The following is a 17,936-nucleotide window of genomic DNA, read 5'->3' as shown; positions in this document are numbered from 1 at the left end:
CTTTACAATAGTTCATTCATAAAGATTTGCGAATTATTGTTTTTCTCCAAATTGTATTCAGAAACGGAATCCACAATACTTTCTGTAGTTTTTAATAGTACGTTTAAGTAATATTGATTTTTCAAAAGAATCATTTTTACATTTCCTTCTAATTCACTTAAGTTTTTTTGTAATTCTTCCATTTTTTCAATTTCTTCCTGAGAAAAATACAAAAATAGTGAACGCATACGCAAAGGTTCGATTTTCTTTTCCTTACAAAGCTGAACAACCATTTCCTCAAAAGAGCGAGATAATCCTTTTACACCTTCTATGTATTGCAATTGCTCTACTTGTAGCTTTTGAACTGCATTTACATTTTTATGTTTTAAATTCTCATATATTTGTTCGCCAAGCGTTTGAATATTTTCATATGCCTTTTGAATAATAACGAGCTTTTCATATAATTGTATGTACATATAGCTTCCTTCCTTCTTACAAGACTAAATTTACAATCAAACCATGAATTTCTCCAATTTGATTTAACATTTCTAAATGCCCTGTTTTCGTATTAATTAAATTCATAACATCTTCTAACTCAGTTAATCCCATTTCAGCTTGTTTTACAATCGTCATTTTCTGCGAATATCCGTAACGCGGATGACGAGACATAACATCTTTATACTGCAATACATTATCAACGTAAAAATTCAAAAATGATTTTACAGTATTTTTGTATTCCATAACATTATCGAGCGTTAACTCTAATTCGATTTTCTCTTTAATTTCTCCAATGTTATCAACAAGTGCTTCCATTTGTTCTAACAATTTATCTTTTTTCGGATCTGCATGCAAATTATCCGAAAAAGCAAGTCCTGTCCTGACATTTGCTTCTTTCGGCATTTGAGTAGCAGGCGGTATATGCGATAAAATTGGATTATGCGAGATAGAACGCAGCATATATATCACCTATTTATTTTTTTATTTCCTTCCAAACTTAATCGTAAAATCCAGTTATTTATAATTATACTCTGTACAATGATATTTTGCAGTTATTTTTTATAGAAGATATGTTACAATTTAGCATGAGGTGGCACAAATCTATGAATATTTTTCTTTGTGGTTCAAATCAATTAACAGCATTAGATCAGGAAGAAATAAAAAAATTTTTAATTGACTATGCTCACAAACATAAAATTTACATATTATGTTATAAATCTATTGAAAATGAGGTTCTTCGTTTCTTCATTGAAAACGAAAGACTTGCTCAAAACTTATGTCTTTACACACTACAACCGTTACAAGTATTAACAGACGAATTTCAAGAAGTCGTTGATTACTTAAAAAAACACGGAGCCGAGTATATTGCTTTTGATCATCCTTCCGACTCCATTTATCGATCAGATTATATGTTTTTTGTAAAGCAAATTGTCGAAGATACCGATTTAGTTCTCTGTTTTTATAACGGAGATAAACATACGTCTGTCATTCCCGTTGACGTTGCCAAAGAAGCAGGAATTGATGCTGTTATTTATGATTTACCAGGCTTACATGAAAAGCAGATGAAAAAAAGCTTTGAACAAAAAATTCGTATGATGTAAAGGGGGAGGCACAATATCGTTATTGTGCCTATTGTAAATATGATAACTGAACAAGATTATAATCAATTTGTCGTAAGTTTTAAACAGCACTTTAATATGGATATCGCTTCCTATAAGCAAGATAGAATGCGCCGAAGAATCGACGCTTTCATTTCGAGAAAAGGTTTTGAAAATTACACAAATTTTTTAAATAATTTACGCACCGATCAAACGTTATTTTTAAGTTTTATTGACTATATTACAATTAACGTATCAGAGTTTTTCAGAAATAAAGAGCGCTGGCAAACGTTAGAGACGAAAGCTCTACCAAAGCTACTTGAACAAAATAACGGTAAATTAAAAATTTGGAGTGCTGCTTGCGCTGCCGGTGAAGAACCATATACACTTTCTTTAATATTATCGAAGCATCTAGCTCCGTTTCGTTATGACATTCAAGCAACGGATCTTGATTTTCATGTTTTAGAAACTGCAAAACGTGGTCAATATACAGAACGCTCTTTGAAAGAATTACCTAATGATTTAAAACAACGTCATTTCACAAAAGAAGATGATACATATATATTGCATCAAAATATTAAACAGCAAGTTACATTTAAACAACATGATTTATTAATGCAGACATTTGATACGAACTACGATTTAATCATTTGTCGAAATGTAATGATTTACTTTACAGAAGAAGCAAGAATAAAGCTTTATGAAAAGTTTAGTCGTTCTTTACGAAAAGGCGGCGTACTATTCGTTGGTAGCACAGAACAAATTTTAACACCCGAACGCTACAACCTTCAGCGTTTTGATACATTCTTCTACGAAAAAATATAGAAAAAGGTCGTCATAATTGAAATGACGACCTTTTTTTATTATATAATACGAATCAATATGATACCTATAACCCATATAAAGAGAAATAGAGCTGTAACAGACCATTTGTGCTCTTGAATCGTATGTTTCAACGCATGAGATAATTGCGTCATATTCATTTCTGCAAGTGCTCTCCACACGCTCACATCACGTTCTTTAGAAATACGATCTGTACCGCTAATTAAGATTGTTTCATTAGACAATTTTGTCATGTAAGCTGTAATAACTGTTATCATTAAATTCGTATTTCCTTCTGATGTATCTTGTTCCACTCTAGAAATGAGCGCACTTACATCAAGTAACGGAATATGCACTTTTCTTCCAAACGAAAGCTGCACTTCAGCGAAATCATACGTTCCGTCTAATAACGGAACTCCCTTTATATGAGCTTGTTTAATAAGCCCCTGCAAACTTTTAACAATTTGTTCATATATTTTTTCCGATTGCTTTCCTTCCTCAGACAACATATGTAGCTTTGAAAACAACTGCAACACCGTATCCATTTCCTTAGAAAGCATATCTTTTACAATCTTTCCATCACCTAAACTCGCAAGTAGAATCCCTATTTCATTATTTTTCGAAATGATTTGGGACCGCCCGGTAAACACAAGATTACTCCGTTTTCGCTCTTTTTGAATTTCATGTTCTGAAATAGCTGCAGGCTGTTTTAATGGGTGTAGCGTCTTATTTTCAATTGTAGTACGTTTAATTTCCATTTAAGCGCCTCCACTACTATCAAATTATTAGCCCCATTCTTTATTACTCTTTAAAACTAAAAACAGTACAAATAATCCTGACATAACAGCAAACACATTAGAAGTCTGTACTCCCTGCTCACTTTTTCCCTCTTTCTTTTCTTGTTGTTCTTCTATTTTCTCTTTCTTTTTAGAAACGACTTGATTGTCATTTCCGCTTTTTTTCTCTTTATGAACCTTCACATTATTTACTTCCTTGTTGTCTGTTAACGACTCTTTTATAACGTAGTTGATTTCCTCTTTTTCTTTCAACGGCTCTTTTATATAAGAGTTCACTTTCTCTTCTTGCTTTGGAATTTGAACAACTGGAAGTTTTTCTTCTGGAAGCGGAGTCGCTATTTTCGAATCTTCCTGCTTCTCAGCTTCTTTCTTATCTTCTAGTTTATTTTGATTCTCATGTTCTTCTATCTTTTCATTATCTTCCACTTTTTGTTCGATAATAGAAATGATATATTCACTCTCTGTCACAAGTTTGTTACCTGCCATATCTGTTACTTCCACAATAAGTTGGTGCGGGCCAATAGGTAACGCTTCTGTTATTTCAAATATTTTCTGCCAATCCATGTCGTGTTTATTATAGTCTAATAAAAAAGTAATATCGTTACCTTCTTCTTTTCCTTTTAATATAACGCGCACTTCTTTAACAACCGATTCTATATCTACCGTTTGTACTCGTATATGAACGGATTCTCCCTTTTTCCGTTCAATTAAGTTCCCTTTTGCCTCATCAATACTAACTTTCTCTAACTTTGGCAATTCTTTATCTATAGTTGGTGCTTCATTGTTTATACGAATGAGCGGGACATTTAATTCGTTCTCTATTACTTCTTCCTTCTCATCTTCTTTATAGCTTTCAACGAGCCTAAGGTTCCAATCACCTTGTAAATCATATATTCCGGCCTTATAATTAGCGATCCATCGCTTCGTTTCTTCTTCATACTCAAAAGATATTATTCTCTCTTGTCTGTACTGCTCACCATTTTTTTGTAATTGTAATATACCTTTTACACTTTGAATGTTTTTTTCATTTGGTTCTACAGCAATCCACACTTCTTCGCCAACCTTTAGCTCCTGCTTATTAACTGTAATAACCCCTCGGTCTGTTTCTATCGTTCTTTCTTCTTTTTGTTCTTTCCCTTGCTCATTTTCTACTACTTTTTTTTCATCTTCAACCGAGGGCATTTCCACTTGTTCCGGCTGTTCCTGAACTTCTTTATTTTTTCCCTCTTGGTCATTCATTTCGCTTATATTTTGATCTTGTACACCTTTTTCTTCTGCCTGCCCTTGCGATGGTAAAAATATACATATATGTAAGAATAGCCAACTAACTAGAAAAAACTTTACTTTTTTCATCTATTTGTTCAAACTCCTATTTTGACGCCTTATAGCGATTTCGTCACTTTTACTCCGAAAAACCCATCTACATTTACAAGTTCTCCATACGCCACTAATACATCGTTCACATAAATTTGAATCGGTTCATCAATATCTTCATCAAGTACGACCGCTTCATTTTCTTGTAGACTTAAAATATCTTGAATTGTTCTCACTGTACTTCCAAATACAAATTTAACATTCATTTCTACATTTTGTAGAATAGATGTATCCATATATGCTGGCTCAACTTGCTTGACTTCTTTATATTCAATTGGCTGTACGACTGGTGCAGGAATTTCTTCCTCTTCAACAACTTCCTCAACTATTTCTTCTTGCTCTTCCACCATCGGATATAGAAGTCTTCTAACCATTTCTTTCGCTTCTGATATCGGTAGTATTTGATACATCTTTGATTGAAGGAGATCACCAATTTCAAGATTAAAAGTAATTTGAACGAGTTCGTCAACTGCCATCGACTCTCCCAAATACTCCATTTCTTCTTTTAAAGAAACAAACTTAACGTCTGGTGGTGTCATATCCATTTTTTCTTTAAACATTTCTGACATCGCTGTTGCAGCATGCCCCATCATTTGGTTCATAATTTCTTTAATGCCACTTAACTCTAATTCACTTAGCTCTTTCTCCGGATCAATTTCACCCGTTCCCATCATCATTAAATCTACCATTGTTAAAGCAACATCTTTCGTAAATACGAATACATTCTCATTTTTTAGTCCTTCAACAAAATCGACATTTAAAATAACAAACGGAACCGGTACTCCTTCATAATGACGAACATTAATCGCCTCTACATTTGGTGTACTAATAGTGACAGGCTGATTTAAAAGCGTCGATAGTACTGTTGAAGCCGAACCGATTGAAATATTCGCAATTTCACCAAGCACATCTTTCTCTTCTTGTGTTAATTGCTCTTTTTCTACATGCTCTTCTACAATCTCAGTTTCCTGCACTTCCGCCGGCTCATCTATTTCTTCTTCCACACCACCAGATAATTGTAACAATTTATTTATCATTCGCTTCGCATGTTCAACTGAAACAACCTGTACAAGCTGAGAATTCACAAGATTATCTATTTTTAATTCAAACGATACTTTAACAACCATATTATTCCCATTAATACCAGAAATCTTCTCCATCTCTTCTGTAAGTTGCACAACTTTAATTGTTGGCGGAGACATGTCTACCGTATCTTGGAAGAATTCTGACATAGATGTTGCTGCGAATCCCATCATTTGATTCATAGCTTCTTGTACTGCACTTAGCTCTAATTCACCAAGCTCTTTTCCCTCTTCAACTTCACCTGTTCCCATCATCATTAAATCAGCAATAGATAAAGCAACATCTTGCTTTAAGACAAGAAGATTTTCCATATCTAATCCTTTTGTGAAATGGATATTTAATACAACATGTGGAATTTCAACATCACTTGTATCATATAAATCTACCAATTCTACTTGAGGAGCAGTAATACTTACTTGCCTATTTAAAATTGTTGATAATACAGTCGAAGCTGAACCAAATGATATATTAGCAATCTCACCAAGAATATCGCATTCTTGAGGCGTTAAATGTTCATTTTCTTTTTCTAGCACAATTGTGCCAGTATCCCCTTTTGTGTGTTGCTCAGGCATTTTTCCTGCCTCCTCATTTTTGTTTTTCTATCAAATGATTTAAACTCTCTATTACACTCGTTATATTTTACCAAACTTATCATCCGAATTGTGAACATGTATTTACTTCCACAATATGTGTAAACGACGGTTTTCATATACTTATATTATTAATTCTACCCAAAAAGCTCCCCAATTGTATACAAGTGGGGAGCTTCCTTCATTCCTATTATAAACCTTCTGGGTTTAAAATGAGGACCACTCGTCCATCACCGAGAATTGTCGCACCAGAGAAATAGTTAGAGCTCTCTGCAAAGAAATCACCTAATGACTTTAAAACTATTTCTCTTTGACCGATAATTGTGTTTACGATAAGTCCATAGCTACGATGTGTATTACGAACAATTAACACAGGAACCATTTGACTATCATATGATGCGAACGCCTCATCTACTGTTTTTTCACCAAATACAGTACTTAAATGTTTCACTTCAATAATTTGATTGCGATAGTTTAAAACGTCTTTCCCTTGTAACGATTGTATGTCTTCTTTCTTAATTCGAATGGCCTCAGCAATATTGCCAAGAGGCAAGGCATAACGCTTATCATTTGTTTGAACAAGCATTGATTGAATAATAGACAATGTTAAAGGAAGTTCAATTCTGAATGTACTTCCTTTTCCTTCTTCAGAATCAATAATTAAATGCCCACCTAAACTATGAATCGTATGTTTAACAACATCTAATCCAACCCCACGTCCAGAAAGGTCAGATACAACTTCCGCTGTACTAAATCCCGGTTGGAAGATAAGATCAAACACTTCACGATCCGTTAATTTATTTGCCTCTGATTCCGTTACAACACCATTTTTTATCGCTTTTTCTAATACTTTTCCTTTATGAATACCATTTCCATCATCAGTAATTTGAATTACGACATGATTTCCACTATGAAACGCCTCTAATTTAATAGTACCTGTCTCATTTTTCCCGGCATCACGTCGGTTTTCGACAGTTTCAATACCATGATCAATTGCATTACGAATTAAATGAACGAGTGGATCACCAATTTCGTCAATAACAATTTTATCAACTTCAGTATCTTCACCTTTAATTTGTAAATCGATTTTTTTACCTAAATCTTTCGCTAACATACGTACCATACGCGGAAAACGATTGAAGACCGTTTCAATCGGTACCATACGCATATTTAATAATACATTTTGGATATCTTTTGAAATATCCCCTAATCGATTTAAATGCTCGATTAACTCTTTATTTTGAATCGTTTCTGCTAATTCATCAATTCGTCCACGCTCAATTACACTTTCTTCAAACATATTCATTAATCTTTCGATTTTTTCTAACTGAACACGAATAGAACGATTCTCTACTTTAGCATTTTTCGTTTTTGTATTACTTTTAGCCGGTGTAGTACTAGCTGTTGGAGTTCGTGCCTCTAGAGATGGATCCAGCTGCGTTGCTGCAATAGATTGTACGATTCCTTCTTCAGCTATATTTCCTTGCTTCACTTCCACTTTCTCAATTTCAGAAACGTGAAGCACCACCTGTTTCAATTCTTCAACACTACGATCAGTATCCATATATACTGTAAACTCAAATCCAAAAGCATCCGCTTCGATTTCTTCAATGCTTGGAACCGTTTTTTGTATATCCCCTACATTTTGTAATGCTTCAATACACATAATGGCACGTACTGCTTTTAAAATGGCTTGTTGTTCGACGGTTATATATACTTCATGTGAAACTGTATCATCATTGTTTATACTACTTTGCTCTATTTGTTCCATAGAAGCTTCTACATTCCCATTTAATAATGCTTCTAATTTATGCTTTGTAGATACAACATCAATATTACCCATTCCGCCCTGCTGCACATCTGTAACCATCTTTTCTAAATTATCAATGCATTCAAAAATAACATCAATAATATTAGCATTCACCATCATATTTCCATGACGGATTTCGTCTAAAACATTTTCCATCTTATGAGTTAAATCTGCCATTTCCGCAAATTCCATACTCGCAGACATACCTTTAAATGTATGAGCTGAGCGGAATATTTCCCCTACAACACCCATATCGGCAGGATTCTGTTCTAAATTTAGCACATTTTCATTTAGCGACTGTAAATGCTCTTCTGCTTCTTCAAAAAATATATTTAATAGATCTGTTTGCATTTTAATCCCCTACCTGTCTAACAAACATTTCATTTATGTATAACAATTTAGTGTTTTATAACGAGAAAAAAGGGGGCCACACGTCTATCCGCTATCATTGATTTGATTCTTTGTGGCACCCCTTCTATATTAGCTATTTGCTACTTTTGTTAAAGCTTCGATAACACGATCGGCTTGGAATGGCTTTACAATAAAGTCTTTTGCCCCGCCTTTAATTGCATCTAATACCATACCTTGTTGTCCCATTGCGGAACAAATGACAACCTTTGCACTCGAATCAATTTTCATAATTTCTTTTAATGCTTCAAGTCCGTCCATTTCAGGCATCGTAATATCTAGTGTTACAATATCAGGTTGAAGCTCTTTATACTTTTGAATCGCTTCTACCCCATTCTCTGCTTCACCGATAACTTCAAATTCTGAATTACTTTTTAATAAGTTTTTAATCATTGTTCGCATAAACATCGCATCGTCTACAACTAAAATTTTATGTGCCATTCTTTTTGGTTCTCTCCCTCTATGTATAAATATATCTTAATATTTCACCTTATCATTCTCACTCATTATACAAAATAAAACGAGAAAATTTAATATTTTTTTAAAAGAATTTCTGTATTTTTATTATTTTATTAATAAAATGGAAATATATTATTCTTTAATATATATTACAACGCGCCGGTTTTTCTCCCAATTTTGCGGTGAATCATTTGATGCTACTGGTTTTGTGTCCGCATATCCTACCGCTGCTAATCGTTTATCATCTACATTATACACTTCAATTAAGTGGTGAATCATATTAGCTGCTCGTGCTGAAGATAATTCCCAGTTGGAAGGAAATTTTTCATTATGAATCGGTCTACTATCTGTATGTCCTTCTACAACAATTGGGTTTGGTACCGATTGAAAGAACCCTACTAATTGACTAATTACTTCTTTTGCTTCCGGCTTAACATTCGCATCGCCTGTATCGAATATTAAGTTATCTACTATAACGATGCTAACACCTGTATCTTCTCGATATACATTCACTTGACTAACACCATTATTATCTACATATGCTTTTAACTTTTTATACAATTCATCCATTCGTTTTTTTGAAACTGCTTTTTCATCATTTTTTTCATGTGAAATATCTGGTATTGTACCTTCCATTACTTTCGCATCCACTTGTTCTGCATCACTAAACTTTTCAAGCATCTTCGATAATTTTACTGTATCTTGTTTTGATGTAGCAACTAATAGTACAAAAAAAGTCAATAACAACATCGTTAAATCAGTAAAAGTCGTCATCCAACGAGGCGATCCTTTTTGCGGTCGTTTTATCATCACCATACCACTCCTTGAAATATTAGGCTGCTCGTTTTTCTTTTTTTATCTTCGTTTCATATACGTATGTATCAAGTTTTAACTTTAACTTAGAAGGAATTTGTCCTCGGTAAAGCTCTGTGATTGCTTCTATTACAAACTTCTTCTCTGTATACAAATCTTCAATGCCACGATACACTTTTTCAGATAACGGTATTGCAATCATGTTTGCAATAACAGATCCATACAATGTCGTCAACATAGCAACTGCCATTCCTGTACCAATTTGCGATGTATCTTGCAAGTTTTGAAGCATAATAATAAGACCAATTAAAGTTCCTATCATACCCCACGCTGGAGCGAAATCACCAATCTTATCTAATAATGTTGCTCCTTTTCTTAACTCATATACTTCTGTTTCAACATCTCTCATTAATACTTCTTTTAATTCTGCTTCATCATATCCACTTAACATTAAACGAATCCCCTTTTGAATAAAAGGATTGTCTACTTGCTCTCCATCAACTTCTAACGAGAGTAAACCATGCTTTTTAGACTTCTTTGAAAAATCAACGAACAAATCCGTTAACTGTTCTAGATTTTCCTCTCTTCTATGTAAAACAGTAAAAATACTTTTCGTATATTTTTTTATTTCTCCAAATCTATATGCCACAATAATTGTCGCTGTTGTTCCCCCTATAACGATCAAAATAGATGAAACATCTAAGAAATTTTTAAAAGCTTTTATTCCACCACCGCCAAGCATGATCGCTGCAATTAAAATAACGAAACCTACTACAATGCCAAAGGGGCTAGAAATATCAAACTTCCTTTTTTTCCTTTGCGGTCTAGCTAATCCTTGATTTTCGTCTCCCATATTCCTGCCCTTCCTTTTTCGTTTTCGTAAAACATTTTTTTATTTTAATAATGCGTTTTCACATATAACAATCATTATACGCGTATCATCTATTTATCGCAATATACTCATTAAATTGACACATTTCATTTCTATATTAGAATTATAGTATGGAAATATGAGGAGGATCACGATGGAACATAACATTTTACAAGTCATTGCATTAGCAGAAAAACTAAAATATGAAATGCGACATAGTTGGCTTTCTAACGGACGTCAAGAAAGTGTTGCTGAACATACGTGGCGTATGTCCCTAATGGCTATCTTAGTTGAGCCTTATTTGGATCAAAAAGTAAATATAGAAAAATTACTTAAAATGGTTATTATTCATGACCTTGTCGAAGCAGAAGCTGGTGATATTCCTGCCTTTGATACGATGAATAGCCGTGAATTACAATTACAAAAACAGAAAAATGAGCTAGAGGCCATTTTAAATATTAAACGTACACTAGAAGGTCCTCTCGGCGTGGAATTATACGATTTATGGATGGAGTTCGAAGCGAAAGAAACGTATGAAGCAAAAGTTGCTAATGCACTTGATAAACTTGAAGTAAAAATTCAGCATAACGAAGCTGATATTGATACTTGGCTACCAATTGAGCATAAAATGACTTTCCAAGTTGGTAAACATACAGATTTTGACTCTTTCTTATCTAGATTACAAAAAATCATTGAACAAGACGGAGAAAAAAAATTACTAGCTGCTGGCATTGACGTTGAAGCATGTAAACATTAACCATTTAATTATGAAATAAGACACTCAAAATGAGTGTCTTATTTCATAATTGTTGATATTGCCTGCTTATAAATAAGTTGTTGTTTTCCATCTACTAATATTAATACTGTAAATCTATCTACTCCAACTACTTCCCCTACTATTCTTACTCCGCTCTTTAAAAATATAGTAACTGCACCTTTTTCTTCTTTTATTTGTTTATACAACTCTTCTTGTAAATGTTCCAATAACTGTTCTCTCCTTTATCAGTAAATAATCCTAATATAAAAAATTAAAGATTAATCACTTACATACTTTGCCTTTTATATTCATAAACTTATTAATTAGTATATCTAAATCTCGACTAAATAACAAAACTTTATCATGATCTAATCCATGCCTAGCAACAAGTTGAATTAACTCTTTCTTTTTGTGTTCTATTTTATTGTGTAATTGTCCCATCTCCATCTCTATACTAAAACTCCCTTTTCCCATAATATTACTTGTAAAATTATAGTACATTTCCACTCATAAAAAAATAAAAAAATGGCTTTTTTTACAAATTTTATATTTATGAAAAGAAATTTTAATGTAATTGTAAGTTACATACCCCTTTCATTTGCAATACATTCACCTAGTATACACTTCCATATTGTTTTACCATTTTTAAAAAAGCGCTATGAAACAAAGTAAATATCACATTTAAATTCGATCACAGGCTCTTGTCTAATTAGAAGTAAGACTTGCTCCTTTTCTAAATAAAAACATATCTTATAAAGTAATCCATTAGTTATATAGATTAATTTCCTAAAAAGGAGGAAAAAACATGAGCTTTGGTGGTAGTTGCGCTGGTTTCGGCGGTGGATTTGCTTTACTCATCGTGCTATTCATCCTTCTAATCATTATCGGATGTAGCTGTTGGGGTGGCGGCGGAGGGTTTTAAATATAATACGTATCCTTTTCGCTAAACTCTAAATGAATGAAATATGTTAATTAAAAACTATACGAAAACAGCTCATATTTGAGCTGTTTTTTCATACTTTCGTATGAATTTATGTCCATCTTTTTTGTGATTTCAACTAACAAGAAATCGTTTACTATGGAATAAGAAACATTTTTACTAAGGAGGATTATAATGATTAAAGGTCTTTATGAAGCACATTTACCTGTCTGTAATTTAGAAATTTCAATACCTTTTTATGAATCACTGGGGTTAAAATTATATAAAAGAGACAACGATATCGCCTTCTTTTGGATTGTAGAAAATGAAAGTTGGATTGGTCTTTGGGAAGGAAAAGAATACAAAGTCAATTATCATCCATCCTTACGACATATCGCTTTCCAAGTAAGCTTACACGATTTAGAAAACGCAATACACTGGCTCAAACAGAAAGGAATTCCAGCGCGAAAAGACTTTGGAATGGAGCCAATTGAGCCAATCGTTTTTCCAGAATTAGCACACGCCTCCGTATATTTTAACGATCCTGATGGAAATAGTTTAGAATTCATTGCACAATTACCTGTTGGACTACCTAAAGCAGAGAAAATGTATTTAAGTGAATGGAAAAAACAAGTACAGGCATCACTTATAGATAAGATTTAATTTCTCATGTCAATTTCTTATTACAGGCTTCTTAAAACAAATAAAAACTTTAAAAAACTATTTTATGGTCAAACATTAAGTGTACTTGGGGATTGGTTTCATACTGTCGCTTTATTAACACTCGTCTATAGCATAACAGAATCTTCATTTATGTTAGCACTCACCTTTATGAGCAAAGGGTTACCTCAACTTCTTCTGAGCCCATTCATAGGCGGCATTGTAGACCGTTTTTCAAAAAAGAAAATTATGATTTTTACTGATAGTTTACGAGGAATTATCGTCCTCACTTATTTATTAGCATTTTACAAAATTGAAATTATTTTCGTTTCTAATATATGCTTATCAGTACTCTCTTGCTTATTCGAGCCTGCTAAGCAATCAACTCTAAAAAATATCGTACATCAAAAGCATTTCGTAACCGCTAACTCTCTTTCTAGTACAATCAATGGTTTTATGTCTATTATGGGAGCTTCTTTAGGTGGGCTCATTGCACAATCTTTAAGTATCGAGATTGCCTTTTTTATTAATAGCCTATCATACTTTATTTCAGCCTATATTATTTATAAAATAAAGATCCCTTCTCGTGACACTTTTAGCAAGAAAAAAGCGTTTTTCACTGATATAAAAGATGGTTATACATACATATTACAAAGCAAAATTATTTTAACATTAATTCTTGTCGGCATTTCATGGGGCATTATTGGAGGTGCCTATCAGTTACTTCTAACAATCTATGCCGAAAGAATCTTCCACACTAACATTGGTATTTTATATGCGGTTCAAGGGGCTGGACTTATGATTGGCAGTCTCTTCGTTAATCTTTATATGTCTAAAAATGAAGACAAAATGAAAAGAGCATTTGGTTGGGCCTATTTACTGCAAGGAATTTTCTTTCTCGGATTCATTCTATCCGATCAACTTATTATCGGTATCATTACATTACTCTGTATGCGTATAGCAGGAGGAATCATCGTTCCACTTGATACGACATTGCTACAAATGTATACAGAAGAAAACATGATTGGTAAAGTTTTTTCATTTCATTATTCCATCTACGGATCGCTTATTCAGTTATCTATGTTTATTACAGGATGGTTTTTAGAAATCCTTTCTCCTCAAGTGATTGGTAGCTTGTTAGCTATATGCTGTATTTTTGTTAGTTTTATATGGCTTTTCTTGTTTTATCGCGGTGAGCTTGGTGAAGAATCTATTGATAATCAATAGATTCTTCACCAAATTTTATTTGATCTCATTTATTAACGCTGCGTAACAATACAATTATTTGAAAATGGCAGCCATATTCGTTAATGGACCCTATACGTGAATGCTATTTGAGAAGAAACTAAGTATTTATGTTAAAATAAAAGTAAGATTGTGAAACATTGCACTTATGCTATAGGCTCAAAATAGCTAAATTCGATTTTCATGGTATTAAAATATTTATTGTATTTGATTAAATAGGAGGGCTATTTTGGAGATTACATTAAGTTTCATATGTATTATATTGGTGGCTTCTGTTTTGCAAACAAGTACAGGTTTTGGCTTTTCCATAATGGCAACACCTTTCTTACTAATGTTATTCTTACCACAAGAAGCTATACAAATAAATATCATTTTATCATTAATTATTTCCATATCACTCATTTGGAAAATAAGAATGGACATTGACTTTATTCTACTGAAAAGGTTAACTATTGGAAGTATAGTTGGTGTACCTTTTGGTATTTTACTCTTCATTTCCATTAATATAAACGCTTTTAAATTAGCAATTAGCATCCTGCTCTTACTATTAACATTGATGCTAATATGCAACTTTAAGGTTAAATCAACACCATTTAGAGATTTTATAGTTGGTGGATTATCAGGGCTTTTAACGACCAGTATCGGTATGCCAGGACCACCCCTGTTACTTTACTTTACAGGAACTGATACGAAAAAAGAGACGTTGAGAGCAACTACTTTAGCTTTTTATCTATTTATATATTTCATTAGTCTACTAACTCAAATACTCTTTACTGGCACAAACAAAACAATTTGGGAATCAAGTTTTTATGCTATTCCAATCGTATTTCTAGGTTTGTATATAGGTCAAATTATTTTCAAATGGCTTAATCAACGGATTTTCAAAATATTTACGTATATCCTTTTAAGTTGTACGGGGGGATATCTTCTTATTGAAAGTTTGAACTTGTTATAGAGGGTGCTTTAGGTAGTGCACAATAATAGATAGGTTCAAACGAAATTATTGCTGCATTTTCAAGTGCGATGGGGCATTCTATATCAAAACTTAAATAACTTTATTGGCAGTTTACAATTAGCAATACTCGTTCTTTCATAAGACAAATATTTTAAATCGAATACTAAATAAAACGATAAAAAGCGGCTATTATGCCGCTTTTTACATTAAATATTTTATAAAGCAAAGACCTGCACTTACTATCACGAATATATTAAAAAATAAGAAAAACCCTTTTTCAAAATCTGTATACTTTTCTACTTTTACTCCGCGTTTTTTTAACTCCATAACTATCATTGCAACTTCACGTGCATACTCAATACTTCCAAATTGTATATGAGTGTTATTATATTTGATCTCAAAGACATTTTTCATTTTTTTATGTTGCGAAATGGATTGTATATCCTCTATTGGCATGCTATGCTCATTTGTTTTTTTAAAATAACAATCTAATCCTTTCATAATCACTCTTTTATTTGTTAAAGCGATATAATAATAAAAAGTAGCTCCTACGTAATATATATTTGGTATTACTTTATTATTTGCCATATATCCTTCGTCTACTAACAGTTCCTTCTCAATTTCTTCACCAGCTTGTAATTCGTTGCGAATTGACTCGTCCAACATTTGTAAAGTTATTTTTTTTAATAACTCTCCATTTCTCACATAATACTTATCTATATTTATAGACTCATTCGCTTCCTTCTCTAAACGTGTAATTTCTTCTTCTGAATATTGGAGCTCATTTAACATCGATAATAATCTTTTATCCATATTACACACTCCCTTTCCACAGTTTTTGAAGTTTTTTCTTTCCACGAGAAATTCGATTGTATATATAGTCAGCCGTTACTTTTAATTCTTTCGCAATATCGTCAATGGAATACCCATCAATATACCTCTTTAAAAAGATATAACGATCCTTTGTATTTAAATCTTGTACGAGTTCCATAATCTCTTCTTCTTGTTCTATTTCATACCTATCATGGATACTTGTATCTATTTCTACGTCTTTATCGATTTTATTCTCTTTATATACTTTCTTTTTATATTCCAATGCCTTTAATTTAGTAATACCAATCATCCAAGATTTTAAGTTTCCCTTTTCTATATCAAATTGTTCGATATTAAACCAAATGACAGTAAATACATCATTATAACAATCATCTATATATTGTTTTTCAATAGGGGTACTTAATGATTTATGAATAATGTACAAAATTAATTTTCCATATTGATCAATTACTTCTTTCAAAGCATCTTGATCGCGTTTTTTCATAGCTATAATTAAATCCTCTTCAGAATCGAAAATCATAAACATCTTCCTTCCTCAGTTCCCCTTTAGCAGCTGCTTTTACTTACTATTGGCATTTATTTCTCATTTTCTATCACTTTTGTAAAAATTTATTAATTTTTATTTTCATTTTATATAATAACAAATAAAAACCGAAGTTGAGAAAGCGAGTCTCGCTTTCTTAGCTTCGGTTTTGCATGTAATGTTATAACTTAAGTTAACATCTCAGGTTTGTCCTTTTTACTCATTTCTTATTAAATCCTTTCTCACTTAAAAACTCTTTCATATGCATTCTTTTCTCTTTGGACATAAATGAGCTCATTGATTCCGTCCATGTTACGTTTTTTTGATTTGACGATCTTTCTTTGTAATACGCACTCATCGTTTCATCATATTCGTTTAATAATTCATCATATTTCTTTTCATCGTATCCATTTTCATGAAGAATGGCTGCTACCGGTAATCGTGGTTTTACTCCATGCTCTTCATCTGGTACGCCGACCGTCATTCCGAATACCGGATATACTTTATCCGGTAAATGAAGCAATTCACTCACTTCTTTCGGGTTATTACGAATTCCGCCAATATAACAAATACCGTATCCTAAAGATTCAGCTGCAAGTGCTAAGTTTTGTGCAAATAATGAGGCATCTACTGTTGCTACAATAAAGTCCTCTACTCCCTCATGTTTAATCTCTGTTCCATGTTTTTCACATGCCATTTCAAGTCGCTTTAAGTCTGCACAACAAACAAAGAATGCTGCGCAGTCTTTCACGTGACGATTCCCGGATAACTCAGCTAGTTTACCCTTGAGTTCTTGATCTGTTACATATATAAGAGAATACGCCTGTACAAAATGTGAGGAAGCTGCATGCTGCGCAGCTTGCACCATTCTTTCTACTATCTCTTTTGAAATTGGTTCTTCTTTATATTTACGAACTGAAACGTGTTGCTCCATTTTATGTATCATCTCATTCATAAAAACCACTCCTTTTTTCTCTTCATAATAAAAAATTAACATATCTTTTTCAATATTCACAACTTATAAGCACAAAAAGAGCACTCCTTTGTGAGTTGCTCTTTTTTAAATACATATTAATATGGTAAATGAAATTATATCGACTTTACACACATAACGACAACGTTAAGCTGCTTTCAATACTTTAATACCTTTAACAATATTCCAAATGAAGTAGTAAATCCCTACAAGAATAAACACTGCATACGTTATAACCATCCCAATTCCAACGCTCTCAGACTGATTGAAACTTAAACCGTATACTCCTGATAAAGCTAACCCTCCAAATAAAATTGCATATGGGAAAACATGTGACCAAAATGCTTTTTTCGCATGATATTTCACCTCATCTTCCGCAACGAAGTACACGATAATTGGTAGTAAAAATGGTGCAAAAAAGATACTAAAGTAACATAGCGAAGATAAAATATTATTTCCTTTCAACCGA

Annotated in this window: 22 protein-coding genes; 7 read left to right on the top strand and 15 right to left on the bottom strand. The window is 32.7% G+C overall.

Annotation, left to right across the window (positions count from 1 at the left end; translation table 11 throughout):
- Window positions 1-2: 2 nt before the first annotated feature.
- The gene (locus ABH959_RS01240) at window positions 3-455 is read right to left on the bottom strand and encodes a hypothetical protein (protein ID WP_113770054.1); all 453 of its coding nucleotides are present in this window, start codon (window positions 453-455) and stop codon (window positions 3-5) included.
- 16 nt (window positions 456-471) lie between these two features.
- The gene (locus tag ABH959_RS01235; protein ID WP_002086502.1) at window positions 472-936 is read right to left on the bottom strand and encodes a YaaR family protein; all 465 of its coding nucleotides are present in this window, start codon (window positions 934-936) and stop codon (window positions 472-474) included.
- 143 nt (window positions 937-1,079) lie between these two features.
- Between ABH959_RS01235 and ABH959_RS01230 the strand changes: the two genes are divergently transcribed.
- Both ABH959_RS01230 and ABH959_RS01225 read left to right on the top strand, forming a co-directional pair.
- Window positions 1,080-1,577 (top strand): flagellar motor switch protein FliG, encoded by a 498-nt coding sequence (locus tag ABH959_RS01230; protein ID WP_002030924.1) that lies wholly within the window; start codon window positions 1,080-1,082, stop codon window positions 1,575-1,577.
- Window positions 1,578-1,616: 39 nt separating this feature from the next.
- Window positions 1,617-2,399, top strand: a complete 783-nt coding sequence (locus tag ABH959_RS01225) for a CheR family methyltransferase (protein ID WP_002166047.1) — start codon at window positions 1,617-1,619, stop codon at window positions 2,397-2,399.
- Between the two features lie 38 nt (window positions 2,400-2,437).
- Here the strand turns inward: ABH959_RS01225 and ABH959_RS01220 are convergent, their stop codons facing one another.
- The 7 genes from ABH959_RS01220 to ABH959_RS01190 all read right to left on the bottom strand — a co-directional run bounded on the left by ABH959_RS01220 (window position 2,438) and on the right by ABH959_RS01190 (window position 10,583).
- Window positions 2,438-3,154 carry a hypothetical protein gene (locus ABH959_RS01220; protein WP_002030922.1) on the bottom strand — a complete coding sequence of 239 codons (717 nt, stop codon included), beginning with the start codon at window positions 3,152-3,154 and terminating at the stop codon, window positions 2,438-2,440.
- A gap of 27 nt (window positions 3,155-3,181) precedes the next feature.
- Window positions 3,182-4,546 carry a transglycosylase gene (locus ABH959_RS01215; RefSeq protein WP_404492179.1) on the bottom strand — a complete coding sequence of 455 codons (1,365 nt, stop codon included), beginning with the start codon at window positions 4,544-4,546 and terminating at the stop codon, window positions 3,182-3,184.
- 29 nt (window positions 4,547-4,575) lie between these two features.
- Window positions 4,576-6,222 carry a flagellar motor switch protein gene (locus ABH959_RS01210; RefSeq protein ID WP_404492178.1) on the bottom strand — a complete coding sequence of 549 codons (1,647 nt, stop codon included), beginning with the start codon at window positions 6,220-6,222 and terminating at the stop codon, window positions 4,576-4,578.
- A gap of 208 nt (window positions 6,223-6,430) precedes the next feature.
- Window positions 6,431-8,401, bottom strand: a complete 1,971-nt coding sequence (locus tag ABH959_RS01205; protein WP_404492177.1) for a chemotaxis protein CheW — start codon at window positions 8,399-8,401, stop codon at window positions 6,431-6,433.
- Window positions 8,402-8,530: 129 nt separating this feature from the next.
- Complete coding sequence (locus ABH959_RS01200) at window positions 8,531-8,899, bottom strand: response regulator (protein ID WP_000940577.1); 369 nt, start codon at window positions 8,897-8,899, stop codon at window positions 8,531-8,533.
- A gap of 150 nt (window positions 8,900-9,049) precedes the next feature.
- Window positions 9,050-9,727 (bottom strand): OmpA family protein, encoded by a 678-nt coding sequence (locus ABH959_RS01195; RefSeq protein WP_002012067.1) that lies wholly within the window; start codon window positions 9,725-9,727, stop codon window positions 9,050-9,052.
- A gap of 22 nt (window positions 9,728-9,749) precedes the next feature.
- Entirely contained in the window at window positions 9,750-10,583 is an 834-nt protein-coding gene (locus ABH959_RS01190; protein WP_002012069.1) for a flagellar motor protein MotP, read from the bottom strand.
- Window positions 10,584-10,755: 172 nt separating this feature from the next.
- Between ABH959_RS01190 and ABH959_RS01185 the strand changes: the two genes are divergently transcribed.
- On the top strand, window positions 10,756-11,358 hold the full coding sequence (locus ABH959_RS01185; RefSeq protein WP_404492176.1) for an HD domain-containing protein: 603 nt from the start codon (window positions 10,756-10,758) through the stop codon (window positions 11,356-11,358).
- Window positions 11,359-11,396: 38 nt separating this feature from the next.
- On the opposite strand, the gene hfq is transcribed toward ABH959_RS01185, so the two are convergent.
- Window positions 11,397-11,585 (bottom strand): RNA chaperone Hfq, encoded by a 189-nt coding sequence (gene hfq / locus ABH959_RS01180; RefSeq protein WP_002012071.1) that lies wholly within the window; start codon window positions 11,583-11,585, stop codon window positions 11,397-11,399.
- Window positions 11,586-11,640: 55 nt separating this feature from the next.
- Entirely contained in the window at window positions 11,641-11,859 is a 219-nt protein-coding gene (locus tag ABH959_RS01175) for an aspartyl-phosphate phosphatase Spo0E family protein (RefSeq protein ID WP_002141097.1), read from the bottom strand.
- A gap of 304 nt (window positions 11,860-12,163) precedes the next feature.
- On the opposite strand from ABH959_RS01175, the gene ABH959_RS01170 reads away from it, so the two are divergent.
- The 4 genes from ABH959_RS01170 (at window position 12,164) to ABH959_RS01155 (ending at window position 15,137) form a co-directional block, all read left to right on the top strand.
- Window positions 12,164-12,280 carry a YjcZ family sporulation protein gene (locus tag ABH959_RS01170; protein ID WP_000007805.1) on the top strand — a complete coding sequence of 39 codons (117 nt, stop codon included), beginning with the start codon at window positions 12,164-12,166 and terminating at the stop codon, window positions 12,278-12,280.
- A gap of 192 nt (window positions 12,281-12,472) precedes the next feature.
- Window positions 12,473-12,940, top strand: a complete 468-nt coding sequence (locus ABH959_RS01165; RefSeq protein ID WP_002193165.1) for a VOC family protein — start codon at window positions 12,473-12,475, stop codon at window positions 12,938-12,940.
- A gap of 6 nt (window positions 12,941-12,946) precedes the next feature.
- Window positions 12,947-14,164 (top strand): MFS transporter, encoded by a 1,218-nt coding sequence (locus ABH959_RS01160; RefSeq protein ID WP_215584779.1) that lies wholly within the window; start codon window positions 12,947-12,949, stop codon window positions 14,162-14,164.
- A 247-nt stretch (window positions 14,165-14,411) separates the two neighbouring features.
- Window positions 14,412-15,137, top strand: coding sequence for a sulfite exporter TauE/SafE family protein (locus tag ABH959_RS01155; protein WP_063217921.1), 726 nt, complete (start codon window positions 14,412-14,414; stop codon window positions 15,135-15,137).
- Window positions 15,138-15,338: 201 nt separating this feature from the next.
- Here the strand turns inward: ABH959_RS01155 and ABH959_RS01150 are convergent, their stop codons facing one another.
- From ABH959_RS01150 to ABH959_RS01135, 4 genes are all read right to left on the bottom strand, one after another.
- Window positions 15,339-15,950: a PH domain-containing protein gene (locus ABH959_RS01150; protein ID WP_404492175.1), complete on the bottom strand. Its 612-nt coding sequence runs from the start codon at window positions 15,948-15,950 to the stop codon at window positions 15,339-15,341.
- A gap of 1 nt (window position 15,951) precedes the next feature.
- The gene (locus tag ABH959_RS01145; RefSeq protein ID WP_404492174.1) at window positions 15,952-16,497 is read right to left on the bottom strand and encodes a sigma-70 family RNA polymerase sigma factor; all 546 of its coding nucleotides are present in this window, start codon (window positions 16,495-16,497) and stop codon (window positions 15,952-15,954) included.
- 217 nt (window positions 16,498-16,714) lie between these two features.
- Window positions 16,715-17,449, bottom strand: a complete 735-nt coding sequence (gene nfsA, locus ABH959_RS01140) for an oxygen-insensitive NADPH nitroreductase (RefSeq protein ID WP_404492173.1) — start codon at window positions 17,447-17,449, stop codon at window positions 16,715-16,717.
- 165 nt (window positions 17,450-17,614) lie between these two features.
- Window positions 17,615-17,932: a magnetosome magnetite crystal formation protein family gene (locus tag ABH959_RS01135; protein ID WP_002011879.1), complete on the bottom strand. Its 318-nt coding sequence runs from the start codon at window positions 17,930-17,932 to the stop codon at window positions 17,615-17,617.
- Window positions 17,933-17,936: the final 4 nt, after the last annotated feature.

It is taken from the genome of Bacillus sp. RC51, assembly GCF_044908115.1.
GTDB lineage: Bacteria > Bacillota > Bacilli > Bacillales > Bacillaceae_G > Bacillus_A > Bacillus_A mycoides.
Note: the sequence above shows the minus strand (reverse complement) of the source record. Positions and strands in the feature narration are given on the sequence as shown.